The organism is Candidatus Thiodiazotropha sp. AKAK3, from assembly GCF_058244645.1.
Genome location: NZ_JBSYOQ010000046.1, coordinates 40,439 through 64,743, shown reverse-complemented (window position 1 = coordinate 64,743; position 24,305 = coordinate 40,439). Strand labels below are relative to the sequence as shown.

Annotated in this window: 21 protein-coding genes; 3 read left to right on the top strand and 18 right to left on the bottom strand. The window is 48.3% G+C overall.

Annotation, left to right across the window (positions count from 1 at the left end):
* Positions 1-114: 114 nt before the first annotated feature.
* The 3 genes from dusA to AC4IE7_RS09205 form a co-directional block, all read right to left on the bottom strand.
* A complete protein-coding gene (gene dusA, locus AC4IE7_RS09215; RefSeq protein ID WP_490776536.1) occupies positions 115-1,083 on the bottom strand; it encodes a tRNA dihydrouridine(20/20a) synthase DusA in 969 nt (322 codons plus the stop codon).
* A gap of 179 nt (positions 1,084-1,262) precedes the next feature.
* Complete coding sequence (locus AC4IE7_RS09210; protein ID WP_490776535.1) at positions 1,263-1,823, bottom strand: hypothetical protein; 561 nt, start codon at positions 1,821-1,823, stop codon at positions 1,263-1,265.
* A 226-nt stretch (positions 1,824-2,049) separates the two neighbouring features.
* Entirely contained in the window at positions 2,050-2,928 is an 879-nt protein-coding gene (locus AC4IE7_RS09205; RefSeq protein ID WP_490776534.1) for a phosphate ABC transporter substrate-binding protein, read from the bottom strand.
* Between the two features lie 341 nt (positions 2,929-3,269).
* Between AC4IE7_RS09205 and AC4IE7_RS09200 the strand changes: the two genes are divergently transcribed.
* Positions 3,270-3,863 carry an SCO family protein gene (locus AC4IE7_RS09200; RefSeq protein ID WP_490776533.1) on the top strand — a complete coding sequence of 198 codons (594 nt, stop codon included), beginning with the start codon at positions 3,270-3,272 and terminating at the stop codon, positions 3,861-3,863.
* Positions 3,864-3,870: 7 nt separating this feature from the next.
* On the opposite strand, the gene ureG is transcribed toward AC4IE7_RS09200, so the two are convergent.
* The 12 genes from ureG to urtA all read right to left on the bottom strand — a co-directional run bounded on the left by ureG (position 3,871) and on the right by urtA (position 15,118).
* Positions 3,871-4,485 (bottom strand): urease accessory protein UreG, encoded by a 615-nt coding sequence (ureG, locus tag AC4IE7_RS09195; protein ID WP_490776532.1) that lies wholly within the window; start codon positions 4,483-4,485, stop codon positions 3,871-3,873.
* A gap of 11 nt (positions 4,486-4,496) precedes the next feature.
* Complete coding sequence (locus tag AC4IE7_RS09190) at positions 4,497-5,183, bottom strand: urease accessory protein UreF (protein WP_490776531.1); 687 nt, start codon at positions 5,181-5,183, stop codon at positions 4,497-4,499.
* Positions 5,167-5,640 carry an urease accessory protein UreE gene (ureE, locus tag AC4IE7_RS09185; protein WP_490776530.1) on the bottom strand — a complete coding sequence of 158 codons (474 nt, stop codon included), beginning with the start codon at positions 5,638-5,640 and terminating at the stop codon, positions 5,167-5,169. The genes AC4IE7_RS09190 and ureE overlap by 17 nt, the downstream gene beginning before the upstream one ends.
* A 90-nt stretch (positions 5,641-5,730) precedes the next feature.
* Positions 5,731-7,434, bottom strand: a complete 1,704-nt coding sequence (ureC, locus tag AC4IE7_RS09180) for an urease subunit alpha (protein WP_490776529.1) — start codon at positions 7,432-7,434, stop codon at positions 5,731-5,733.
* Between the two features lie 3 nt (positions 7,435-7,437).
* Complete coding sequence (gene ureA, locus AC4IE7_RS09175) at positions 7,438-8,076, bottom strand: urease subunit gamma (protein ID WP_490776528.1); 639 nt, start codon at positions 8,074-8,076, stop codon at positions 7,438-7,440.
* Between the two features lie 22 nt (positions 8,077-8,098).
* Complete coding sequence (locus tag AC4IE7_RS09170; protein WP_490776527.1) at positions 8,099-8,932, bottom strand: urease accessory protein UreD; 834 nt, start codon at positions 8,930-8,932, stop codon at positions 8,099-8,101.
* 63 nt (positions 8,933-8,995) lie between these two features.
* Positions 8,996-9,184 (bottom strand): hypothetical protein, encoded by a 189-nt coding sequence (locus AC4IE7_RS09165; protein ID WP_490776526.1) that lies wholly within the window; start codon positions 9,182-9,184, stop codon positions 8,996-8,998.
* Positions 9,185-9,207: 23 nt separating this feature from the next.
* Positions 9,208-9,903 carry an urea ABC transporter ATP-binding subunit UrtE gene (urtE, locus tag AC4IE7_RS09160; protein WP_490776525.1) on the bottom strand — a complete coding sequence of 232 codons (696 nt, stop codon included), beginning with the start codon at positions 9,901-9,903 and terminating at the stop codon, positions 9,208-9,210.
* Positions 9,904-9,907: 4 nt separating this feature from the next.
* Positions 9,908-10,750 (bottom strand): urea ABC transporter ATP-binding protein UrtD, encoded by an 843-nt coding sequence (gene urtD / locus AC4IE7_RS09155; RefSeq protein ID WP_490776524.1) that lies wholly within the window; start codon positions 10,748-10,750, stop codon positions 9,908-9,910.
* Entirely contained in the window at positions 10,747-11,835 is a 1,089-nt protein-coding gene (gene urtC / locus AC4IE7_RS09150) for an urea ABC transporter permease subunit UrtC (protein ID WP_490776523.1), read from the bottom strand. The genes urtD and urtC overlap by 4 nt, the downstream gene beginning before the upstream one ends.
* Before the next feature lie 98 nt (positions 11,836-11,933).
* Positions 11,934-13,553: an urea ABC transporter permease subunit UrtB gene (gene urtB, locus AC4IE7_RS09145; RefSeq protein ID WP_490776522.1), complete on the bottom strand. Its 1,620-nt coding sequence runs from the start codon at positions 13,551-13,553 to the stop codon at positions 11,934-11,936.
* A 263-nt stretch (positions 13,554-13,816) separates the two neighbouring features.
* The gene (gene urtA, locus AC4IE7_RS09140; protein ID WP_490776521.1) at positions 13,817-15,118 is read right to left on the bottom strand and encodes an urea ABC transporter substrate-binding protein; all 1,302 of its coding nucleotides are present in this window, start codon (positions 15,116-15,118) and stop codon (positions 13,817-13,819) included.
* Between the two features lie 377 nt (positions 15,119-15,495).
* Here urtA and AC4IE7_RS09135 point away from each other — a divergent pair, with 377 nt between their 5' ends.
* Together AC4IE7_RS09135 and AC4IE7_RS09130 are read left to right on the top strand one after the other, a co-directional pair.
* Positions 15,496-18,381, top strand: a complete 2,886-nt coding sequence (locus AC4IE7_RS09135) for a proline dehydrogenase family protein (protein WP_490776520.1) — start codon at positions 15,496-15,498, stop codon at positions 18,379-18,381.
* A 97-nt stretch (positions 18,382-18,478) separates the two neighbouring features.
* Positions 18,479-20,848, top strand: coding sequence for a putative bifunctional diguanylate cyclase/phosphodiesterase (locus AC4IE7_RS09130; protein WP_490776519.1), 2,370 nt, complete (start codon positions 18,479-18,481; stop codon positions 20,846-20,848).
* A 70-nt stretch (positions 20,849-20,918) separates the two neighbouring features.
* On the opposite strand, the gene AC4IE7_RS09125 is transcribed toward AC4IE7_RS09130, so the two are convergent.
* From AC4IE7_RS09125 to AC4IE7_RS09115, 3 genes are all read right to left on the bottom strand, one after another.
* Positions 20,919-21,116 carry a putative motility protein gene (locus tag AC4IE7_RS09125; RefSeq protein ID WP_490776518.1) on the bottom strand — a complete coding sequence of 66 codons (198 nt, stop codon included), beginning with the start codon at positions 21,114-21,116 and terminating at the stop codon, positions 20,919-20,921.
* Between the two features lie 474 nt (positions 21,117-21,590).
* Positions 21,591-23,579: an SLC13 family permease gene (locus AC4IE7_RS09120; protein ID WP_490776517.1), complete on the bottom strand. Its 1,989-nt coding sequence runs from the start codon at positions 23,577-23,579 to the stop codon at positions 21,591-21,593.
* Positions 23,580-23,644: 65 nt separating this feature from the next.
* Positions 23,645-24,193 carry a hypothetical protein gene (locus tag AC4IE7_RS09115; RefSeq protein ID WP_490776516.1) on the bottom strand — a complete coding sequence of 183 codons (549 nt, stop codon included), beginning with the start codon at positions 24,191-24,193 and terminating at the stop codon, positions 23,645-23,647.
* Positions 24,194-24,305 lie beyond the last annotated feature (112 nt).

Sequence of the window (24,305 nt, the reverse complement as noted above, 5' to 3'; positions counted from 1 at the left end):
TTGATTCTTAGTCGGATCTAACAGAAAAACCAGCTTCTGTCGTAGGGTGCGGCCCTGCCGCACCAGGCTCCTTAATGGCGGAATTATTCAGAGAATCCTTGGCTTCACACCGACCTATTGCTCGGTAACCTGGGCTGCAGCACGATAAATCAAGTCACTGTCACTGCCCGGTTTGTGGGCCTCTTCACTCAACATTCTGCGCCACTTTCTTGCTCCAGGCAGGCCCTGGAACAGGCCCAATATATGGCGGGTGATACGGTTGATCGGGGTGCCTGCAGATAGCTCTCTATCGACAAAAGGGATCAAAGCTTCGATGATCTGGTGGCGGCTCTGCAGATCTCCTTCAGAACCAAAAACCAACGCATCGGCCTGGGCCAGAATCCAGGGGTTCTGATAAGCCTCTCTACCGATCATCACACCATCAACATGGTTGAGATTGTGCTGCACCTGCTCAAGAGAGGTGATACCACCATTGATAATGATTTCAAGATTGAGAAAATCCTGCTTGAGTCGATGAACCGTCTCATAAGAGAGAGGAGGGATCTCCCTGTTCTCCTTGGGACTCAAGCCCTGAAGCCAGGCTTTGCGGGCATGCACGATAAAGGTTTTACAGCCTGCTTCAGAGACCTTACCAACAAAATCACAGAGCGCTTGATAGCTGTCATGATCATCGACACCAATACGATGTTTTACCGTGACATCAATAGCAACACGATCACACATTGCCTTGACGCAATCCGCAACCAGCTCCGGGGTCAGCATCAGGCAGGCGCCAAAGCGGCCTGATTGTACTTTGTCTGAGGGGCAGCCCACATTCAGATTGATCTCGTCATAGCCCCACTCCTCTCCCAGTTTTGCAGATTGGGCCAGTGCGTCCGGTTCACTGCCGCCGAGTTGCAGGGCCACCGGGTGTTCGCTGGGATCGAAATCAAGAAATCGTGCGCGATGGCCATGTAAAATTGCACCGGTAGTCACCATCTCTGTGTATAGGAGAACATGACGGGATATCAGTCGCAGGAAAAAGCGACAGTACCTATCGGTCCAGTCGAGCATAGGGGCGATGGAGAGTCTACGGTTTGGCACGGAATCTATTCAGTTGACGGCTCTGTTTGGCATCTGTGGCGATTGGGCACAGTGGTGAATAAGGATTCTCGAGTAAAAAGAGCGAAAAGACAAATTCAGGATTCAAGGTGTAGTGGTTTATTGAATCTGTGTCTTGAAATGATCAGGTTACTCGCCTTCCCTGGCAAGTCGAGATGGGTTCAGATTGCCCCCCAACCCTCTCGTTTAACATCTGTAGCCTTTGCCAGCACATCATCGAAAGGGGTTAGCGAATACTTAGGTTTGTAGCTCTGCATCTCATCCAGCAGGGTGACCAGCTTGTCCGCTGAGGATTGACCTTTGAAATCACTCTTTTCAAGGCCCAATTCATCAATGGTTTCATTCCAGGGTACACCCTGAGTCATGGGGATCAGCACAAAGGTAATACCCTCAATCTCAACCTGAGCAGGGTCTTCGATATTGACCACATAGAGCAGTGCCTTCATCTCTGGAGAAAAGTCTGCTTTGTATTTTTCGACCAGGGTATTCAGTGAAGCAACATCGTCGATTGCGCCAATCAATAATTTAATTTTTTCATCGCCCAGAAGGATGGCGCCACGCATCACATCAACAGGTGGCTTGGTATGGCCTTTATCGTCGGCGACTTCACCCTTGACCAATACCAGTTCGCCACGATAGGCATAGAGCCCTGAGGTGGAGGTCTGGTCGAGGAAGTTTGTATTGAAAAGCAGACCGTCTTCATTGAATTGCTGCAGTGGCATGATTTAACTCCATAAAAAAAGTAATTTATGCCAAATAGCAATCTTGGTGCCAATCAAAGGTAAAATTGAAATGGTCTGTAATTACAGTAACTAACGGTTAGTGCTATGGAAATTTCAGGTTGGTTATGTTGTCTATCCGACAACGTTTTTCCAACCAGTGTAGGGTGTGAACCAACACCATCGCACTTCTGTTTAACGGTATTGAGGATAGTAGCCTGTCGTTGGCTTACTTTTTCGCCAGGGATTCCCGGATAAAGCGCTTCCAATCATCAAATCTCTTTTGCAGCAGCAGCATGCCATCGAAGTAAGGTACTACCTGATTATTACGGATAATCTCCCGGCCCTGAGGGCCCAGGGCAAACTGAATGAAGCGGTCAGACTCCTTGCTGTTGGGGGCATTCTTGCTGAGTACGAGATAGAGTGGTCGATAGAGCAGATAGTTACCGGTACGGATATTCTCAAAGCTTGGATTCCTACCCTCCAGCTTGATAATCTTGAGATCCCGTTTGTGGGCACTTGCGATACCGGTGACAGCAATGGCATTGGGATTCACTTCCACGGTCTTCTCCAGAGGGCCTGAAGAGGGGAAGAGATGCTTACTCTTGAACACGGCTTTGGGGTTTTCGAACAGGTGTTTGCGCAGGGTGTAACCTACTCCTGAGATGTTTCCTTCACGGATCAGCAGTTCCAATGGCTGATTTTTACCTCCCAGTTGCGACCAGTTTTTGATCTTGCCCTGATAGAGACTGCGTAGTTGCGGCAGGCTGATCGATTCGATGGGATTGGATTTATGCACCACAACCACCAGTGCGTCCCAGGCAACAGGAACCATAGTGGCGCCAGCCTCCTCACGGCTCTTATTCAAGGTAAAACGGCATGCCCCGCCGATATCCGCCTGCTTGCTCGTTATGGCGCGGATTCCTTTGGTGGCACCCCCCCCGGCGATAGTGATATTGACACCGGATTCCTGCTGATAAGCAGCGGCAAGATCAGACATAAAGGCGTTGCGGGTTATGCCGCAACCTACCCAGGAGAGCTCCAGTGCTTGGCTGGCGAAGGGAAGCAGGGCGAGTATCAATAGTTGGACTGAGTGTAGCTTACGCAAAGCAGGCCTCTTCATTATTTTCAAGTGATGTCATGGGCATCCCTGCAATGACTATGTACTTTGGTAGGATATATAGTAGCTAATTTTTTGGGGTTGTATGCTGCATAAGGAATTAAACCCCTATTTTAATAATATTAATATTATGAATTTGAACGCCACCTCAAAATGATCTGCATCAGGAATGATAGTAATGGGCTCTCTTGCGCGATGGGTAATATCGTACTATGACTTGATGCAGAAAATATTAAAGCAAATTTAATTAAGGTTTTTTTGCATTGGTGTTTTGATAGAAGTGTTATTAAGTAATTGATATTCAACAAAAAAATAGCCAATGAGGCAATATGTTCCGAAACTTCCTGATCTTATTCGCTCTGTACATCTCTGTTTCTTCAACCCTATCAAGTGAAATAACTCAACAAGATGAGGTGCTTGAACTTAGTGGCGATCAATTGGGCGGTGATTTCACCCTGCAATCGAGTCAGGGTGAATTCTCATTGAAGCAATTGAGAGGCAAGGTGGTATTGATCTACTTTGGCTATACCAAATGTCCTGATGTCTGTCCGACCTCTCTCTCGATATTATCCCAGGCATTGAATGAACTCAGTGTAGATGAGTTGAAATCTGTCCAGGGGGTGTTTGTCAGTGTCGATCCCAAGCGGGACAGTTTTCAGGTTCTTGACGACTATGTCAGCTACTTCCACCCCAATCTGCTGGGTGTAACCGGCAGTGAGACTGAGATTGCAAAGGTGGCTAAGCGCTATGGCGTGCAATACTCAGAAGTTAAACTTGAGGGGTCTGCATTTGGTTATGCGGTCAACCACTCCGCAACAACCTATCTGATTACACCGAAGGGTGAGTTGCGGTTTATATTCCCCCATCAAACATCCTCAATTGTAATTCTGGAAGGGATTCGTTATGTGCTTGCAGGAAAATGATTGCCAACTAAGTATTGAGCATGCCTTGATGTTCTATGAAGTCGATAATATCTTGCAGCCCTTCCCCTGTTTTCATGTTGGTAAAGACGAATGGACGTTCTTTACGCATGCGTAAGGTGTCCTCTTTCATCACTTCCAGGGATGCACCGACATAAGGTGCAAGATCAATTTTATTGATAATAAGAAGGTCTGAGCGGGTAATGCCCGGACCGCCTTTGCGTGGCATCTTTTCACCTTCGGCCACATCGAGTACATAGATTGTCAGATCCGCAAGTTCTGGGCTGAAGGTGGCACTGAGATTGTCTCCGCCGCTTTCGATAAACACCAGGTCGAGGTCGGTATGACGCTCACATAGATCCTCCACAGCTGCGAGGTTCATCGAGGCGTCCTCCCGGATCGCAGTGTGGGGGCAACCCCCCGTCTCAACGCCAATGATGCGACTCTCATCCAGGGCCTGGCTACGCATTAGAAATTTTGCATCTTCCTGGGTGTAGATATCATTGGTCACCACTGCCAGTTGATAGTTATCACGCATCGCTTTACACAAGGCATCAAGCAGGGCTGTTTTACCTGAACCGACGGGGCCGCCGACGCCGACTCTCAGGGGGGAGGTTTGGCTCATCTGTTGTTCTCTCAAGATCTGTAAATTCGGGTGTATTGGGTTTCATGCAGACAGCTGGCAATTGTCTGAGCCGGAGCAGAGAGACCGATATCTTCATCATTCACTGAGAGTCCAATCTGCACCTGTGATGGGATCAGTTTAATCAGTTGATGTAGAATTCTCTGTCCTGCCATCTGTCCAAGGGGGATGATCTTTACCCCGGACAGCGTCATATTCTCCAGCCAGCTCCAAAGATATCCTTCAGCAGCCTCAATCAATTCGATTCCCCAGGCATTGGCCACATAGGCATAGCCAGAAATCTGGTTGCTCTTTAAGTGTGGTAGCCACGCATCCGCGAGGGGGATGCCCCATTCCGGTAGCAGAGCCGTTAATGCTCTGGCCCGGTTGCGCTCCTCTTCACGCAGCTCACGGGTCTCACGGCTGGCAATCAGATAGCGACTCCAGTAGGCGAAACTATCCTGATCTGGTGTGGCGCAAGCCTGGTAGAGTCTGCTCAGTAGCGGTATATCGAGATGGGTCTGGCTGGTCAGTAGCAGGTTTTCGATCCATTGACGCAGCGTCTCTTCATTCGTTACCCAGCCATCCTCTACTGCCCACTCCAGACCTTGGGAGTAGGCGAAGCTTCCCAGGGGCAGTGTGGGGCTGACCAGGTGTAACAGGCGCAATTTGGCAAGTCTGTTATCAGTGACTGTGGTCATGGCTATGGCCGTGGTGGTGACGCCCCTGTTCGGCGCTTCCACCGTAGGCGCCGGGTTCCGGTTCGAAGGGGGCTTCTGCGACTACAACCTCAAGTCCCAAACCCGCCAGCATCTCATCCAGAACATGGTCATGTGGATAGCTGATACGCCCCGGCTCGATCTGCATGGAGACATGACGGTTTCCCAGGTGGTAACAGGCACGCGACAATAGATGGGGGTCAGTGCACTCTACTATGGAGAGGGTCTCCTGCGCCGCTTTGATACGGATCACAACGCCAGATTCAGAGGTCAGCAACTCCCCCTCCTTGAGGGTTGTGCCCCGGGGCAGGAAGAGACCGGCATCCCGACCGTCATCGAGTTTTACCCTGAGTCTGCTTTTGATTCGGTTGTGTAGGGGCAGGGTAAGGGTGGTTTCAATCTTCTCCCCATGGGCTATTTTTTTGGTCAGTTTGATCATTGGCTGTTGGTTTGGTCAGGATAGCTGCATATCACTCTAGTGGTTGAATATTTCAGATCTGCATGGTGCGACAGGGCCGCACCCTAATATTCAGAACAGAAAATATTTTTGTGCCAATGGTAGTGATTCCGCCGGTTCGCAGGTCAACAGAGTGCCGTCAGCTTTGACCTGGTAGGTTTGCGGGTCGACCTCGATCTCCGGTTGATAGTCATTCAGAATCATCTCTGATTTGTTGACTGAGCGGCACTGGCTGACTGTGCCGATCATCGATTTCAGTTGCAACTGCTGATCTACGCCTGCCTCTTTTGCCGCCTGTGAAATGAAGGTCATGCGAGTTGCCTGGCAGGCAGGGCCCAAGGCACCGAACATGTTTCGGTAGTGGACCGGTTGCGGGGTGGGTATCGAGGCATTGGGGTCTCCCATCGGTGCCGCAGATATCATACCGCCTTTAATAATCAGGCTCGGTTTAACACCAAAGAACGCTGGTTTCCAGAGCACCAGATCGGCCAGTTTCCCCACCGCCACTGAGCCCACTTCATGGGAGATGCCATGAGCCAGGGCCGGGTTGATGGTGTATTTTGCGATATATCTTCTCGCGCGCAGATTGTCGTGCTGTTTTGGGTCTCCCTCCAGGCTGCCTCGCTGAACCTTCATCTTATGTGCAGTTTGCCAGGTTCGGGTGATGACCTCGCCGACGCGCCCCATGGCCTGGGAGTCCGAGGCGATCATGGAGAAGGCGCCGAGGTCGTGAAGGATATCTTCGGCGGCAATGGTCTCGCGGCGGATTCGTGACTCTGCAAAGGCGACATCCTCTGCGATATTGGGGTCCAGATGGTGACAGACCATCAGCATGTCCAGATGTTCGTCCACCGTGTTCACTGTGTAGGGTCGCGTTGGATTGGTCGAGGAGGGCAGAACATGGGCGTGACCACAGGCCTTGATGATGTCCGGTGCATGGCCACCTCCAGCACCTTCAGTATGGTAGGTGTGGATGGTGCGCCCTTTCATGGCCGCCAGGGAGTGCTCTACAAAACCGGATTCATTGAGGGTGTCGGTATGAATCGCAACCTGGACATCATAGTTGTCGGCGACAGTGAGACAGTTATCGATAGCAGCAGGGGTGGTGCCCCAATCTTCATGCAGCTTAAGTCCGATGGCGCCAGCCAGGATCTGCTCATTCAGGCCAGCGGGGAGACTGGCATTACCTTTACCCAGATAACCCAGATTCATCGGCAACACTTCAGAGGCTTGCAACATGCGTTGGATATGCCAGGGACCAGGTGTGCAGGTAGTGGCATTGGTGCCGGTTGCAGGTCCGGTTCCGCCACCGAGCATGGTGGTCACCCCGGACATCAGCGCATCCTCCACTTGCTGTGGGCAGATGAAGTGAATATGGGAGTCGATGCCACCGGCAGTGAGGATGGAGCCCTCTCCGGCAATGGCCTCGGTGCCAGGACCAATGATGATATTCACGCCGGGTTGGATATCCGGGTTACCCGCCTTGCCGATGCCACTGATACGTCCGTTCTTGATGCCAATATCGGCCTTTACAACCCCCCAGTGATCGAGGATCAGGGCGTTTGTGATGACTGTATCTGCGGTCTCGGCGCTGCTGAGCTGGCTCTGCCCCATGCCGTCGCGGATAACTTTACCACCACCAAATTTTACCTCGTCACCATACTGGGTATGGTCTTGTTCCACTTCTATGAAGAGCTCGCTGTCCCCAAGGCGAACCCGGTCTCCAACGGTAGCGCCATACATCTCCGCATAGGCTTTTTTGCTGATGCTGCTCATATATTACTCCTCCAGTGGACCCATGACGGCGCCATTAAAGCCATATACCTCTCGCTTGCCGGCAAAGGCTACCAGGGTGACTTCCCGGGTTTGACCTGGTTCGAAGCGTACCGCTGTTCCGGCTGCTATATCGAGCCGGTAACCTCTTGCCTGCTCCCTGTCGAAGCTGAGGGCTGGATTGGTTTCGGCAAAGTGGTAGTGGGATCCGACCTGTATCGGGCGATCTCCAGTATTGGCTACAGAGAGCGTGACCCTATCCCGCCCTTCATTCAGCTGCCGCTCTCCAGGCATGGTGATGATCTCACCTGGGACGATAGTGTCCTCCTGACTGCTGGCAGAGGGGAGGATGGGATCATGGACGGTTACCAGCTTGGTGCCATCTGGAAATGTGGCTTCCACTTGAACCTCATGGATCATCTCAGAGATGCCTGGCATCACATCGTCGCCGCTTAACAGGGTGCGGCCGAAGTCCATCAGCTGGGCAACGGTCTGCCCCTCTCTTGCACCTTCCAGGATGGCGCAGCTGATATAGGCCATCGCTTCCGGATAGTTGAGTTTGAGGCCCTTCTCTTTACGCCGCTCCGCCAGCAGTCCGGCAGTAAACAGCAGCAGCTTGTCTTTTTCTCTGGGAGTAAGCTCCACGTTGCGCTCCTCGATTGTCGGGTTATGTGTTCCAGACCCGCGGTTCGCAGGCAGGTCGGTTCAGTATGATGGGTCTTAGATCTTTCCAAATTCGTTTGAAAAGATTCCTGACCTGTTCGGTAGAGTCACCGAGATAGCGGGCGATCAACACGCCATCGGTGTGAGTGATACCCAGTCGCCGATTATCATCAGCATCGATCAGGGTACGGATTCTGTTGATCAATGTGACATCGTCCAGTGTGGCATAGAGGGAAGCTACAACCGGATCTCCCCGAAGAGCGGCACAACCAGTCAAACCAGTTTCGCCTTGAACTGCCATCCGTTCAATCAACAGAGGGTGGTCATCCCGCCATAGAGCGAATTTGAAAATCGCTTCTCCATGATCGAATCGTTCGTTGATTGTTGGACGACCCAGACAGTTTATCTCCCAGCCGATAAATTGTGCCTGGCTATCCAGCCTGACCTGAGTAGAGATGGTCACCTCAGCACCAGGAAAGAGAATATTCTCCTGCGGGAACCACTCAAGTGACCCGCCTGAGACATTGAGGTGTTGCTGTTGCTGAGCAGTCGGGCCGCAGGAGCGGTAGAACTTGCCAGCACCAGGGGTGGTGATCAGGGCATTGGCGTTGTCTGCTACATCGACATGAATATCCAGGGTGTCACCACCCACTACACCACCAGGTGGATGGAGTAGATAGACATGACAGAGATCCTCTTCAGGATAGAAGGCCCGTTGTACCGACAGTGGGCCGTGCCGGTAGCGTTCGGCCAGTATGGTTTTGTTCGGTGTGCTACGAAATCCAAGTCTAAGTCGAGCCTGCCAACCAGGGGCTGTTTTACTTAATGCACTTTGCATCTTGCTCTCTGTCCTGGCTGGCAGTGTCGAACCAAGTCTGAATGGACGGGGCTGCGGTTGTTTTTAGCGATCCTCGTCCCGCTTCTTATTTGCCAGCAGATGCCTGAATCCAAAGAAGAGAGGCAAGCCGATGGCCAGCACGAGCAACAGGTGTTCAATGAAATGGTCCGTTGAAGATGGGCCGTGATGTGCCATCGCTGCGCTGCTGAAAAGGGCGAGCAGTGTGAGGTAGAGCATGCCAAGGTTCTTCATGATAATCAGGCTCCTTAAAGGCGTTAAACAGTCAGGTATTGTCGAATCAGGTCATCGTTGAGATTTTCCATCTCCCCTGTGGCAACCTGACGTCCTCGATCCAGTATGCAGAATCGATCAGCCACCTTGCGGGCAAATGGAAGCTTCTGTTCAACCAGTAATACCGTCAAACCGATCTCCCGATTCAGTCTGATTATGATATCACCAATCTCTTGTACAATATTAGGTTGAATTCCTTCAGTTGGCTCGTCGAGTATCAATAGTTTTGGATCGATAACCAAGGCACGTCCGATTGCCAGCTGCTGTTGTTGGCCACCTGAGAGATCTCCTCCCTTTCTATCGAGCATCTCTTTGAGTACCGGGAAGAGTTCAAAGATAAAATCGGGCACCTTATTTCTGTCTGTTTTACGTACAGGCAATCCAATGCGCAGATTCTCCTCTACAGTGAGCATGGGAAAAATCTGCCGACCTTGTGGCACATAACCAATGCCCATCGGCGCCCTCTGCTCAGTTATCAGTCTACTGATGTTCTCGCCACTGAAGCGGATTTCACCGGATTTGATAGGCAGCAGCCCCATGACACATTGCAGTAGTGTGGTCTTGCCTACCCCGTTACGACCCATCAAGCAGGTGCACTGGCCTTGTGGTACTTCCAGATCCAGATCCCACAAGGTATGAGATTCACCATAGAACTGATTGAGTTTTTCAATCTTCAACATGGAATCAACCCTCCCCCTGCTCGCCGAGATAGACCTCTACCACCCGGGGATCGTTCTGTACTTCATTCATACTCCCTTCAGCCAAGACACTGCCCTGGTGTAGTACGGTTACCTTACGTGCAATGGATCGCACAAAGTCCATATCATGCTCCACTACCACCACTGAATGTTGTCCAGCCAGGGAGGTAAGTAACTCTGCAGTGCGATCCATCTCCTGGTGGGTCATTCCTGCAACGGGTTCATCGACCAGCAGTAATTTAGGGTTCTGCATCAGCAACATGCCAATCTCCAGCCACTGCTTCTGACCATGGGAGAGGGAGCCGGCCAGTTGATGCCGGTTCTGCTGAAGGCCGATGGTTTCAAGCACCTCTTCGATATGCTCCCTTTGCTGCGGATTCAGCTGAGCAATCAGGGTCGGCCAGACACGCTTGTCACCGGCCATCGCGAGTTCCAGGTTTTCGAACAGTGTATGGGATTCAAATACAGTGGGTTTCTGAAATTTTCGTCCGATACCTGCCTGGGCGATCTCCGGTTCACTGAGATGCAACAGATCGATGTTCTGTCCGAAAAAGGCGCTGCCGGTATCGGGCCGGGTTTTGCCAGTGATGATATCCATCATGGTGGTCTTGCCTGCGCCATTGGGTCCAATGATGCAGCGCAGCTCTCCGGCATCGATATAGAGATTGAGGTTGTTGATCGCCTTGAAGCCATCAAAGCTCACAGAGATATCTTCCAGATAGAGAATGGTACCGTGGGAGATATCCACCTCAAGACCGGATGTCTGCATCATGAAATCAAACACCCGGTCACGGCGCATGGAGTCACGTAGTTGATCGAGGGCCTTCATGAAGCTTTATCCTTGGCCTTGAAGAGGCCGATTACCCCTTTGGGGAGGAATATCGTCACCAGAACGAAGAGTGCGCCAAGGGCAAACAGCCAGACTTCCGGAAGTGCAGCAGTGAAATAGCTTTTTCCATAATTCACCATCAGAGCGCCAGCAGCGGCACCGTAGAGGGTTGCTCGGCCACCCACCGCGACCCAGATAACAATCTCTATAGAGTTCAATGGTGAAAACTCACCAGGATTGATAATCCCTACCTGGGGAACATAGAGGGCACCGGCAATCCCGGCGAGCACAGCGGAAAAGGTGAACACTGCCAGTTTGATATGCTCTACCTTATAACCGGTAAAACGGGTTCTGTCCTCCGCATCCCGAATAGCTACTGCAACCCGACCCAGGCGTGAAGTGACAATCAGCCGGCAGGCGATGTAACCCAGGGCCAATGCCAAAGCGGACGTGACAAACAGGGCGATACGGGTTGTATCCTCCTGCAGGCTGAATCCGAGGATATCCTTGAAGTCAGTTAGTCCATTGTTTCCGCCAAATCCCATCTCATTGCGGAAAAAGGCGAGCATCAGTGCGTAGGTCAACGCTTGGGTGATAATGGAGAGATAGACACCGGTTACCCGTGATCGGAAAGCCAGCCAGCCGAAGACAAATGCCAATACTCCAGGTATTACCATTACCATCAACATTGCGAACCAGAACATGTCGAAACCATGCCAGAACCAGGGCAGACTGTCCCAGTTCAGAAAGACCATGAAATCGGGTAATAACGGATCGCCATAGACACCCCGCTCACCGATCTGGCGCATCAGATACATGCCCATGGCATATCCACCCAGAGCGAAGAAAGCGCCATGTCCAAGACTGAGTATGCCCAGATAACCCCATACCAGATCCACTGCGACGGCAAGCAGAGCAAAAGCAAGATATTTGCCCAGCAGGGTCACGGTATAGGTTGAGATATGTATAGGATTGGTTGGCTCGGTGAGCAGGTTGAGGATCGGCACCACAATCGCAACCAACAGTAACAGGGCAAGAAATATCAGCCCACCGCGATCTGCCTTAAAGATGTTAAATAGAGCCATGATTTAACCTGGAATCCGTAATTCTTGTAGCCTTATTGGGTTCACCCAATGGGTGAGGATGAGATTCATTAATTGATCCAGCATTTCATTACCTTACGTTAACTCTCCGCTGCCCGGCCCTTCTGAGGAAAGAGTCCCTTTGGCCTTTTTTGTATAAACAGGATGATGAATACCAGTACCAGGATTTTTGCCAGCACGGCACCTGACCAAGGCTCAATAAACTTATTGGCAACACCTAACGACATGCCGCTGACCAGTGTTCCCCAAAGATTTCCAACACCGCCGAACACCACCACCATGAAGCTGTCGATAATGTAGGACTGCCCCAGGTTGGGCCCCACGTTGGTCAATTGACTCAGTGCTACACCGGCAATACCGGCTACTCCTGAGCCGAGGCCAAAAGTCATCGCGTCGACCCATTCAGAACGTACTCCCATGGCTCTCGCCATGGCACGGTTTTGTGATACAGCTCTGACCTGTAAGCCGAGCGCAGTTTTTTTCAAAACAAAAAACAGTGCGGCAAAGACCAGCAGACAGAAGACAATGATATAGAGCCGGTTCAAGGTAAGAGAGAGGGCGCTGTTGATCTCCCAGGCACCACTCATCCAGGAGGGGGTTTCAACGGAACGGTTCAGTGGGGAGAAGATCGAGCGAACAGTCTGTTGCAGGATCAGGCTGATGCCAAAGGTTGCCAGCAGCGTCTCCAGGGAGCGGCCATAAAGAAAGCGGATCACCCCTCTCTCAATAGCAATACCAACCAGGCCAGAGACCAGAAAGGCTGTAGGTATGGCAATAAGTGTTGCTGCGCCGATACTGTCAGGCATTAAGAGTTGAATCACATAGGTGGTATAAGCCCCAATCATTATCAGCTCGCCATGGGCCATGTTGATAACCCCCATGACACCAAAAGTGATAGCCAGTCCAATTGCCGCCAACACCAGCACAGAGCCGAGACTGAGTCCGAAAAAGAGGTTTTCGATAACACTGTAGAACTGAAGTTTGGCATCGATACTGTCCAGTGCCAGCTTAATACTGCTGGTCAGTGCTTCATCCTCGGTCTGTTGCTGGAGACGATTCAATGCATTCCGCACCGAAGGATGAATATTGCCACTGAGAAAGTCGATAGCTTCGTTGCGCTGTTGAGGGTTACCTTCAGTAAGATCTGAGAGGGCGATAATAATGGACATCGCTTCGCGGATATCAGCATCCTGCTCCTTTTTCAGCAGTGGGCGCACGAACTCTGCCTTTTGGATATCAGCCTGATCCAGGATCTGTTTAACAGCGGCAAGCCGCTTCTCTCTATCCGGGCTCTTCAGATCGAAACTTGCCAGCGCACCACGGATCTTTGTGCGCATTCTGTTATTTACGGAGATTTTCTTAATGGCGCGTTTTTTAACCTTGCCAAGGGGCTCCTCTGTGACAGCATGTTGAATGAAATACTCTTTTCCCTGTTTTTCTGCGATGACTATCTGCTGGTCTTTTTTCAGCTTATAGAGACGACGTTCCAACAGCGCTTTTAGAATGACCTGAGCCTGAGGTTCTGCAGAACCAGCCAGCAGATCTATGGCCTGATACTTTTGTTCAAACCGCTTGGTTTTCAGCAGTTCAACTGCTTGTTCTATGTTCTGATCCGGCGTCATGCCATAAATAGGCGCAGCGGGGATCAGAATCAGGGTTAGCAGTATGAGTAACCTTTTAAATTTACGGGAGATGGTCATGGTTTTTCTGTCAGTTGTATAGATATTGTCTAATTCATGTCGATAACAATAAATATTAGGAGTGTCCTGGACACAGGGTGCTGCCCTGACGCATCAGGCTGGCTTAAAAAAATGGAACAGAGTTTCCCGACGGCCTATATCTTCAATCGGATAGATTGGTGCGGCTGAGCCATGCCTTACGATATAACTCAACCGATTGGGTTAATCAGCTCCCTCCCTGGAGCCGAGATATAGAGTCCAATCCAGTGATTAATCCCTGAAAGTTATTCGTAGTTCTGACCCGAACACTTGCTGCTCTTGACGTTATAGTTACCGCAAGAGAGAGGCGCTCTCCAGTCGGAGATAATATCCTTTGAACCGGGCAAGAAGTCGGACCAGGCATCACCGGCCACCAGACCTGATGTCTCCCAGACGACCTCAAACTGGCCATCTCCCTGAATCTCACCAATCAGCACGGGTTTGGTAACATGGTGATTAGGCATCATTGCAGATAGCCCACCTGTCAGGTTTGGAACTGAGACGCCGATGATCGCTTCCTGCACAGCGTCGGAATCTGTAGTGCCCGCCTTTTCAACCGCTTTTACCCACATATTGAAACCAATGTAATGGGCTTCCATAGGATCATTGGTGACACGCTTGTCATCCTTGATGAAAGCTTTCCAGGCACTAATGAATTCGTCGTTGGCTTCACTGTCCACACTCATGAAATAGTTCCAGGCGGCGAGGTGACCGACGAGTGGTTTTGTATCGATACCGGAGAGTTCCTCTTCACCAACTGAGAATGCGACGACAGGAATATCTTCTGCAGAGAGGCCCTGATTACCAAGTTCCTTATAGAAAGGAACATTGGCATCACCGTTGATGGTTGAGACTACTGCAGTCTTCACGCCGGTTGAGCCGAATTTCTTGATATCGGAGACAATAGACTGCCAATCAGAGTGACCAAAGGGGGTGTAATTGATCATTATATCCTTATCGGCAACACCCTTGGCTTTCAGATAGGCCTCAAGAATCTTGTTGGTGGTACGTGGATAGACATAGTCGGTGCCTGCCAATACCCAACGCTTTACCTCAATTTCATTCATCAGGTAGTCAACAGCAGGTATTGCCTGCTGGTTTGGTGCGGCACCTGTGTAGAAGACATTCTTGGATGACTCTTCACCTTCATATTGAACCGGATAGAAGAGCAGTCCATTCAACTCCTCGACAACTGGAAGTACCGATTTTCTGGACACCGAGGTCCAGTTACCGAAGATGGCAGAGACTTTATGTTTACTCAGTAATTCGCGGGCTTTTTCAGCGAATAATGGCCAGTTGGAAGCCGGGTCGACTACCACAGGCTCCAATTTTTTACCTAGCACACCGCCCTTCGCATTCTGCTCTTTGATCAGCATCAGCATGGTGTCTTTCAGTGTGGTTTCACTGATGGCCATGGTGCCAGATAGTGAATGCAGAATACCAACCTTGATGGTATCGGATGCCTGCGCGAGAGAGGTGAAAGAGAGTGCAAGACCTGTAGCTGTGCCAAGAACTAAATTTTTTAATTTATGTTTCGATATGCTCATCTGTTATTCGTCCTATTTCGTTAGAGTCAACGTTTTGGTCTGAAGAGGGATAGGGCATGTACTGTGCCAACTATTTATTCTTATCTAAAAACAGATGGTTAACGCTTGAAGGCATAGTTTGTAGATTTGGCGCGCACAGTTTTGGCGCTTAATGAGTGCTGTTCTATATCTCTCTGCTCCAAGGTAGTGCGAGGCGGTAAATAGTGAAGCACCAGAAAGATGCATGGCGTTGTTCCGCATCTTTTTAATGTTTCGTTTAAGTTACGGCTCTCCTGCTAAGTTAAAGCCCCTATTCCTTGATGGGAGGGGGTTGTCCACTGAGCCTGGATAAATGATCCGGTCTAGACTTTAGGTAAATGCAGTTTGAGGAGCTGAAGGTGGATAGATCATTTGAAGATAAAATTCAAAGGGTTGGCCGTCAGATGTGGCAGGAGCGGGAGGCGAGGGGAGCATCCAGCCGAACAGGTTGGATTGATAGATTGCTGGCACAACTGGTAGCCGATAATCATTTTCGTACACAGGCACTTAGATTTATAGATGCAGTGCCCATGCTGACCGATGACAAAATCCTGATCGATCATTTCAAAGCGTACTTTAGTGAGGTTGATAGCCGAGGTTTACCTTCATTGGTCAACTGGGGAATCCGGCGTATATCGGTAAACAGTATGCCAAAACTTGTGGCGCCTGTTATCAGGAGTGCAGTTAAAGGTGTCGCACATCGATTTATCGGTGGTAATAATGCGACTGATATTTTGCACTCCATAAGCAGGTTACAAAGCAGGGGGGTTAACACCAGCCTTGACCTCCTTGGCGAAGCCACAGTGAGTGAAAGAGAGGCGTATCACTATCAGAATGCCTACCTCGATTTGATCAAACAAATCTCCTCATCAGGGATCAAGGGTCTAAACCTATCGATAAAAGTCACATCCCTCTACTCTCAAATAGCGCCCGTCGACACAGACGGCGCCATAGAAATTTTAATGGCAAGGTTAAGACCGATATGTGATGCGGCAAAGGATGCTGAACTGACCCTTTGTCTCGATATGGAGCAGTACGACTACAAAGATATCATTCTCAGACTCTTCAAAAGGGTTGCGATGGAGCCTGCCTATCGGGAGTGGCAGGGTTTGGGGGTGGTGCTTCAGGCTTACCTTAAAGAGAGTGACCAGGATTTAAATGATCTTATTGAGTGGGTTGAGAAACGGGGTGTAGCCGTTTCAGTTCGACTGGTGCGAGGCGCCTACTGGGATATGGAGACTGTAATAGCCAGACAGCAGGGGTGGCCCATACCGGTGTGGCAAACCAAGGGTGAAACCGATGCCTGTTATGAGCGGTGCTTAAAGCGGCTGTTTGAGTCAGCCCTGATCTATCCAGCTATTGCTACTCACAATATACGTAGCCTGGCCTGTGCCATAGTGTTTGCTAACCACAATCAGCGTGCTCAGGATAGTTATGAGTTTCAAATGTTGTATGGCATGTCTGCTGAGCTGGAAACTCTGATTACAGATCGCGGATTGAAGTTAAGACTCTATATGCCATTTGGGGAGATGTTGCCTGGCATTGCCTATTTGGTGAGACGTTTACTTGAAAATACCTCGGATCAATCCATATTGCCGGTACTGGCCAAAGCCGATGTTGAGCAGATGTTAGCGCCGCCGGTGGTAGAGGCTTGTGAGTCGGATGGTATTGAATTAGAGTTTTTAAACCATCCATTACATAGATTTACTCAACAGTCAGAGCGAGAAAATTTCACGCTTGCTCTGGAACGTGTTGAGCAGAATATGGGCAACACTTATCCACTCTTAGTGGCAGGGCACCTGGCCATAGAGGAGAGATATCTTGAATCCACCAACCCTGCGAATCCAAGTGAAGTGATTGGACAAGTGGTTAGAGCTGGGGAAGATGATGCAGAAGCGGTATTGAGAGAGGCAGTTGAAGCACAGCCAGCATGGGGTGCCCGTACTTTCCAGGAAAGAGCAGAACTATTGCAACGTGCGGCAAATCGACTGGTTGAAGAGCAGGAGATATTTGCTGCCTGGGAAGTAAAAGAGGCAGGAAAGGGGTGGCAGGAAGCAAATGCGGATGTTGCTGAAGCGATAGACTTTCTCCGCTACTACGCACAATGTGCTGTGAAGTTCGACAACATCATTCAGCCTCATCTCCCAGGTGAATTAAACCGATTGGAATATATGCCCCTGGGTGTTGGTGTGGTATTGCCGCCCTGGAATTTTCCTCTGGCGATACCTGTCGGTATGGTGGCTGCTGCCATTGTTTGTGGCAACAGCGTTGTCTTGAAACCATCCTCTGAGACTCCGGTGGTTATCTGGTATTTTTGTAAACTATTGCAAGAAGCAGGCTTGCCTGACGGAATAGTAAACTATCTTCCTGGTAGTGGCGCAGTATTAGGCGAAGCTTTGGTGCGTGATCCACGAACACAATTTGTCGCATTTACAGGATCCAAGGAGGTTGGTCTTCATCTACTGAATGTGGTGACAGAACTATCTGAATCCCAGCGCCAGATCAAAAAAGTGATTGCTGAAATGGGGGGTAAAAATGCCATCATCATTGATCAGGATGCAGACTTGGATGAGGCTGTGAATGGTGTTCTTGAATCTGCATTTGGTTATCAGGGGCAGAAGTGTAGTGCCTGCTCACGGGTGATTTGCGTAGAAGAGATATATGAACGGTTTACAGCCAGGTTGATTGATGCAGTTGCAAGTTTAAAGATAGGGGATCCATCAAAGCCGCAAAATAGATTAGGGCCGCTCATCTCTGCTGCTTCAAAAGAGCGAATAGAGCGTTTCGTCAGTGAGTGTGAACGCTCTTCAACGCTTATTGCGAAAGGCGATCTGCCATCTGAGTTGCATGGCCACTATATACCACCGATGATCTTTAAAGATGTAACGCAGGATTCGCCGCTCGCACAACAAGAGATCTTTGGCCCTGTGTTGGTGTTAATGAAAGCTAAGGACTTTATGGAGGCGATAGATATTGCCAATGATACGACCTACGCCCTGACTGGTGGTGTCTACAGTCGCTCTCCAGGGAATCTAAATCTTGCTAAACAAAAGTTCGCTGTAGGCAACCTTTATATAAACAGAAAAATTACAAGAGCTAACGTCTACCGGCAACCGTTTGGAGGTTTCAAGCTAAGTGGAACAGGATTCAAAGCAGGTGGTCCTGATTATTTACTGCAATTTCTTCAAGCAAAAAATGTTACGGAAAATACGTTACGTAAAGGGTTTTCACCTGATCTGGAGTAATTGTGTAACTATGTTATTGTCGGTATTAGTTTTTTGTTGAATGGTGTGTACAATATCATGGACTGATAGGAGAGTCTGACAGCAGACGAAATGGACTATGAAATCAATTAAACAAGCGGTTCTTGATAAACAGATAGACCTTCTTTTTTCCTACAGTGGTTCAGTAGTAGCACCAGGGATATTGGTCGGCTGTTTTGCATGGATCTACTACTCTTTTGTTATCGATAGCCTCTGGTTGATGCTATGGGGTTTTGCATTACTGGGACTGAATTTTGCCAGGCTCTTTCTTCTGCATAGTTTTAAGCAGATTAACAAAAACCAGGCAAAGCTTGGTATATGGTTACGCCGACATTTGATCACAACATTTTTTAGTGGACTGATCTGGGGGTTGTTGAGTCTCGCCTATGACCCTGCCTGGTCTACGACTCACCAAGTGATGCTTTTTATGTTGCTGACCGGCCTGGCAGCTTTCAGTATTACTGCCTATGCCGCTGTTCTGGAAGTCTATGTGGTTTTCCTTATTCCCCTCTTGTTGCCATTGGAGATAGAACTCTTTTCCCGGGGTGATTTATCGCTATCGATTCTTGGGGTGCTGCTGATGCTGTTTGCAACTGGCATGTTGTTTGTCGCACAAAAATTCTATAACCAGCAGATTGAAAGCATACATCTCTCGTTTGAACACAAGTTTTTACAAAATGAACTATCTTCTGGATCACGGCATCTGGAGAGTGTTGAGCATGCTTTGAAGACTGCGGAACAACAGTTTGGCAATGTACTTGAAACATCATTGGATGGTTTCTGGGAGTGGGATCTCGATAAAAACAGTTTTTATCTATCGCCTCGCTGGAAGGCTCAGCTTGGCTATAAGGATAGTGAAATTGAGAATGAACTCGATTCCTGGAAGAGTCTGCTTCATCCAGAGGATCGGCATAAACTGTTAAATAAATTGGATGAATATATCTTAAATGCTAGCAACAGCTGGGAAGAAGAATTCAGATTACGACATAAAGATGGTGGATATCGGTGTATTCTCTCTAGAGCAACACCAACTAAGAACAATGATGGGAAATTGACACGTCTTACAGGTGTGAATGTCGATGTAACAGAGCGTATAAAAGCTGAGAATAAGATAAAGAAGCTTGCCTATCTTGATAGATTGACAAAGCTTGCAAACCGGCTGCTGTTCAGTGACCGAATCTCTCATGCCATAACTCAAAGCAAATACGGTGGGCACCAGTTATGTGTTTTGTATTTAGATCTTGATCGCTTTAAAAATATCAATGACAGTTTTGGGCATCCCGCCGGCGATGAAGTATTGAAAATGATTGCCAAGCGTCTGCGAAAGGTAGTTAGAGAAGAAGACACTTTAGCGCGACTGGGAGGCGATGAATTTGCCGTATTGGTTGAAAATGTTCAGCATCCACACAATGTTGTACTTTTAGCGGCGAAAATACAGAGCTGTTTTGAAAGAAGTTTTCTGGTGCAAGATAATGAATTTTATATTAGTGCAAGTATAGGCATTTCAATGTACCCCAATGATGGCGATGATGCTGCAACATTGTTGAAGAATGCAGATGCCGCGATGTATAAGGCAAAAAATATTGAAAGGGGAGGCTTTCAGTTTTATACACAGGAGTTAACAGAAAAAGCGCTTCAGCACTACACAATTGAATCTGGACTGCGCAGTGCATTAAATCAACAGCAATTTGAAGTTTTCTATCAACCAAAGATTGAGCTGTTGAGTGGTCGGGTTACAGGAGTGGAAGCATTGGTTCGTTGGCGGCATCCGGAAAAAGGTATGATATCGCCAGACGAGTTTATCGCGATTGCAGAGGAGTCTGGACAAATAAGAGGCATAGGTGAGTGGGTTCTATTCCAGGCCTGTAGGGATGCGCAACAATGGAGATCATTGAGTCTTGATTTTGGACGTGTTGCTGTGAATTTGTCAGGGGTTCAGGTTCAGAGTGACAGTCTCAGGGAGGTGGTTAAAAGAGTACTGTTAAAAACAGGCCTCAGCACCGAACTACTTGAGTTGGAAGTTACTGAAAATGTATTGATGCGTGATACAGAAGATTCAGCAAGCAGTCTATCCGATTTGCGAGATATAGGCATCACTATTGCCATTGACGATTTTGGTACAGGCTTTTCATCTTTAGCGCAATTGGCCGCCTTACCCGTCGATAAACTGAAAATAGATCGCAGTTTCATCACCAATGTTTGCAACGATAAACAGAATGCAGAGATCTCCAGAACCATAATAGCACTCGGACGTACTCTTAATAAGACGGTTATTGCTGAGGGAATAGAAAACCCGGATCAGTTGCAGTTTTTGCAGAACGAAGGGTGTGATGAAGGACAGGGCTTTCTATTTGCCAGGCCTTTGGCAAATAATCAGTTCCTGGAATTTCTGGAAAAAAATGCAGACAATATTAAGAATACACCAGAGTTCATGAGGCCGGTAAGTTAAATGCTCATGAACTCTGGATATGATCTGATAATGATAGATTCGATTATTTACAGGAAGTGACAGGGATGCACTAAGCCTTTACGTCGATATTGCCACCAATAGTGCTTGAGGGGCTTGGCATTTGTGGACTCTGCTTAATCGACTCAATCAATTTAGTAGCAGTCTGTTCCTGCATCTCCATCACTTTCTTCTGTGTGGCGACTCCAGTTTGGGTTCCAGTGTTTGCAATCATGCTGATTGCGTTGGAACTGACACCAGAAATATCCATAGCATAACTCCGGAAGATAATATGTAAGACTCAGTATTGAGTGGCGGCATATCAGCTGGTTTCTTTAGAAAGGCTGAAGCGCTGAAAATAGAGATTATGCTTATGGTATTTCAGTGGAAATTGGAAGTGAAGTCCACTAAGTGGTTGAAAGTAAGGAATAATATTTGTGTTGAATGCTGAAGTAATCAAGCCCAAGCGAAGATAGATTTAACACAAATGTATATGTCATTCTTATTTTAGTAATTAAACTTATAAAATTCAGTTGAGTTTTACTATTAACTTCAATAAATATTGTGATAACGGGGCAGCTGGTGACAATAGAACAAGGGAGCCACTGAATAAGTCTGGGACAAACAAAGTGGTGCAATGCAAGGCACGAATCTTCGTAATAGCCGGGTTAATATGAAGATTCGCACCGCACATGCGGCCCATTCTGGCGGTAAGATGTCGATCCATGACCTGTTCAGCGGTTGCTTAGAATACTAAAGACATCATGGCCATCATTACCACCAGGAACAGTATTGTCATAATTCCGCCGGCTTTCATGAAATCAGCCACTCGATAGCCAGCAGGTCCCATGATCAGGGCGTTGACCTGATGTGTTGGTATCAGAAAAGAGTTAGAGGTAGCAATGGCCACAGTCAAAGCAAATACTGCCGGGTTGCCACCGGCACCAATTGCGATATTGACTGCAAGTGGCACCAAAAGTACTGTTGCACCTACATTTGACATAACCAGGGTAAAAAAGGTTGCCAGTACAGCTATAGAAGCCTGTATGACCCACAGTGGCATATCGCCTACTACAAATAAGACCTGTTCGGCTATCCATTTTGCTGTGCCGGATGTCTCCACAGCCAGTCCTAATGGGATGAGTGAGGCGAGTAGGAAGACTGTTTTCCAACTCACAGCATCATAGGCCTCTTCAATGTTAAGAACACCGGTTAATACCATACCAATGGCGCCAGTCAACAGAGCGACAGAGAGGCGGATATCTGTAAACAGAACCATGAACAGGGCGATACCAAAGAAAATGGCTGCGGGTAAAATCTTGTTTGGGCGTAACTCTTCTTCGCGAGGGTATTCAGTGGTAACAACAACAAAATCACGATCTTTCTCTAAGCGTTCCAATACATTCCACGCAGTATGAACAACCAGGGTATCACCAGCTTGCAAAGGTAAATTACGTATATCGTCTCCCTCTCTCATGGTTTCACCATTACGATGAAGACCTATCATGGCCAGGCCATAGGTCTTTCTCATCCATACGTCACGTGCGCTTTTGCCAATCAGGGAGGAACCTGGTGGTATGACCACTTCACCAATACCCGATTTGCGGCTTGATAGAGATTCAGAGAAGGTGCGTAGTGTTTTGCGTAGTTTTAAGTTGAAGCGTTCAACGAAGTGTGAAAGATCGTGGGGATTTGCTACAACGCCCAGTACCATACCAGCTTTAAACTCTGTGTCTCTGGCTATCGTCCCTGGTCCGACTCTGGCCTCTTCACCGGATTGTTTGCTACCAATTATTCTGATTCGATAAGCCGTTTCAACATCATCAAGACGGACGCCACTCAGTTCACTATCATCTTTTACAACGACTTCGTTAATTGCAAAATCTACATTATATACATCGTGAAAATACTGTAATGAATCAGAGCCAACAGTGCTGCTCTCACTTAAGGTTTTTGGCAATACATAGCGTCCCGCCACTACGAAATAGATGATGCCCGTGGCTATAAGAGCAATACCAACCGGCGTTACAGAGAATAGACCCCATGTATCCATATGTTGCTCTGCCGGCAGTGCTTTGTTGGAAGTTAGAATAAGATCATTTAGAAGAATCAATGGACTTGATCCAACCATTGTCATTGTGCCGCCCAGGATAGCTGTAAAACCCATCGGCATCAGTAAACGCGACATGGGTAAACCTGACCGAGCAGAGATCCTTGATACCACAGGAAGGAAGAGAGCTGCTGCACCAACATTCTGCATAAATGAAGAGATAAATCCTACTGTTGCAGAAATAATGGGGATGATACGAGACTCTGTCGTACCACCAACCTGGAGGATAAAAGAAGCAACTTTCGTCATTATTCCTGTTTTATCCAAGCCGGCGCCGATAATCATAACCGCAATAATTGAGATCACAGCATTTGATGAGAAGCCATCAAAAAGGTGGTTGTTATTGACCAATCCCTGTTCCAGACCCATAAAAGGTGCTAAGAGTGAGGTTAATCCGAGTAATACCATTACCGTGGCTGCCGCAACATCTACACCAACAATTTCAAAGGCAAAAAGGTAGATTGTTAAAACAAGAACTGCTGCCACCCATGCAATCTCAACTGTTGGTACTACGGTTGAGAGTAGAAGCGCCATAATGGCAAACAATATTCCGGCGATAATCTGTTTCTTTGTGAGCATGCCTGTATAGGCAATAGTCTGTTCTTCATCTGCTAATTTATTCATTCTAAGGCTCTTTTTATCGTATCAAGTGGTCATCTAATCGGTCATCAGGTAGAAAAAAGCCTGCTCTATGCGGCGGTCTGCTTTGCCGTCAACTCTGGTGATTTGTCCTCTATAAGAACTAATGGGACGTAAATACGACTTTTCTGATTTGGTATTACATCTCGAATCAACTCATTGGCAGATTTATCTGCCGGTGTTGAGACAAGAAAGATGAGGGAGGGGTGGTTAATGATATAACTACAGATATCCTCAACAGGAGATAAGCCAAGCGTAATAACATGGCAATCCAGATTGCTGGCTTTTGCCCGCTCCTGTATTGCGGATATATCTGATTTGATCGCGTGATTGTGGACAAGCAGATCGATTTTAGCGCCCTGTTTGCTGCAACTTTCGAGTGCGTAGTCGAGCGCAGCTCCTACACCCTTGCCATCAGTTAATAAGGCAACACGATGTGATGCCTGTTTAGCAAGCGAAGGTTGCTTATTAGAGTGTGGTTCAGATTTGGCACCTACGCCTAATAGGTTTTTTTTTGTGCTGAGAGGAAGATATTCTCCCGCGTTCTGGAGAGCCAGTCCGGCTAAGATTTTTTTTAAATCGTCGTTGAGTTTAGTCATGTCACTTGTCCAAAAAAACATCATTACTCACTTAGAGCAGGATATGTGCCAAGAGTGATAAATCGATAAGTAACTGAATTAACTACTAATAATTATCAGTGCATTTGGTTTG

Coding starts and splice junctions, on each gene's coding strand:
- AC4IE7_RS09210 (WP_490776535.1), bottom strand. CDS start 1,823: ATGCCACTGCAGCAATTCAATGAAGACGGTCTGCTTTTCAATACAAAC.
- AC4IE7_RS09200 (WP_490776533.1), top strand. CDS start 3,270: ATGTTCCGAAACTTCCTGATCTTATTCGCTCTGTACATCTCTGTTTCT.
- ureG (WP_490776532.1), bottom strand. CDS start 4,485: ATGAGCCAAACCTCCCCCCTGAGAGTCGGCGTCGGCGGCCCCGTCGGT.
- AC4IE7_RS09190 (WP_490776531.1), bottom strand. CDS start 5,183: ATGACCACAGTCACTGATAACAGACTTGCCAAATTGCGCCTGTTACAC.
- ureE (WP_490776530.1), bottom strand. CDS start 5,640: ATGATCAAACTGACCAAAAAAATAGCCCATGGGGAGAAGATTGAAACC.
- ureC (WP_490776529.1), bottom strand. CDS start 7,434: ATGAGCAGCATCAGCAAAAAAGCCTATGCGGAGATGTATGGCGCTACC.
- AC4IE7_RS09170 (WP_490776527.1), bottom strand. CDS start 8,932: ATGCAAAGTGCATTAAGTAAAACAGCCCCTGGTTGGCAGGCTCGACTT.
- AC4IE7_RS09165 (WP_490776526.1), bottom strand. CDS start 9,184: ATGAAGAACCTTGGCATGCTCTACCTCACACTGCTCGCCCTTTTCAGC.
- urtE (WP_490776525.1), bottom strand. CDS start 9,903: ATGTTGAAGATTGAAAAACTCAATCAGTTCTATGGTGAATCTCATACC.
- urtD (WP_490776524.1), bottom strand. CDS start 10,750: ATGAAGGCCCTCGATCAACTACGTGACTCCATGCGCCGTGACCGGGTG.
- urtC (WP_490776523.1), bottom strand. CDS start 11,835: ATGGCTCTATTTAACATCTTTAAGGCAGATCGCGGTGGGCTGATATTT.
- urtB (WP_490776522.1), bottom strand. CDS start 13,553: ATGACCATCTCCCGTAAATTTAAAAGGTTACTCATACTGCTAACCCTG.
- urtA (WP_490776521.1), bottom strand. CDS start 15,118: ATGAGCATATCGAAACATAAATTAAAAAATTTAGTTCTTGGCACAGCT.
- AC4IE7_RS09130 (WP_490776519.1), top strand. CDS start 18,479: ATGAAATCAATTAAACAAGCGGTTCTTGATAAACAGATAGACCTTCTT.
- AC4IE7_RS09125 (WP_490776518.1), bottom strand. CDS start 21,116: ATGGATATTTCTGGTGTCAGTTCCAACGCAATCAGCATGATTGCAAAC.
- AC4IE7_RS09120 (WP_490776517.1), bottom strand. CDS start 23,579: ATGAATAAATTAGCAGATGAAGAACAGACTATTGCCTATACAGGCATG.
- AC4IE7_RS09115 (WP_490776516.1), bottom strand. CDS start 24,193: ATGACTAAACTCAACGACGATTTAAAAAAAATCTTAGCCGGACTGGCT.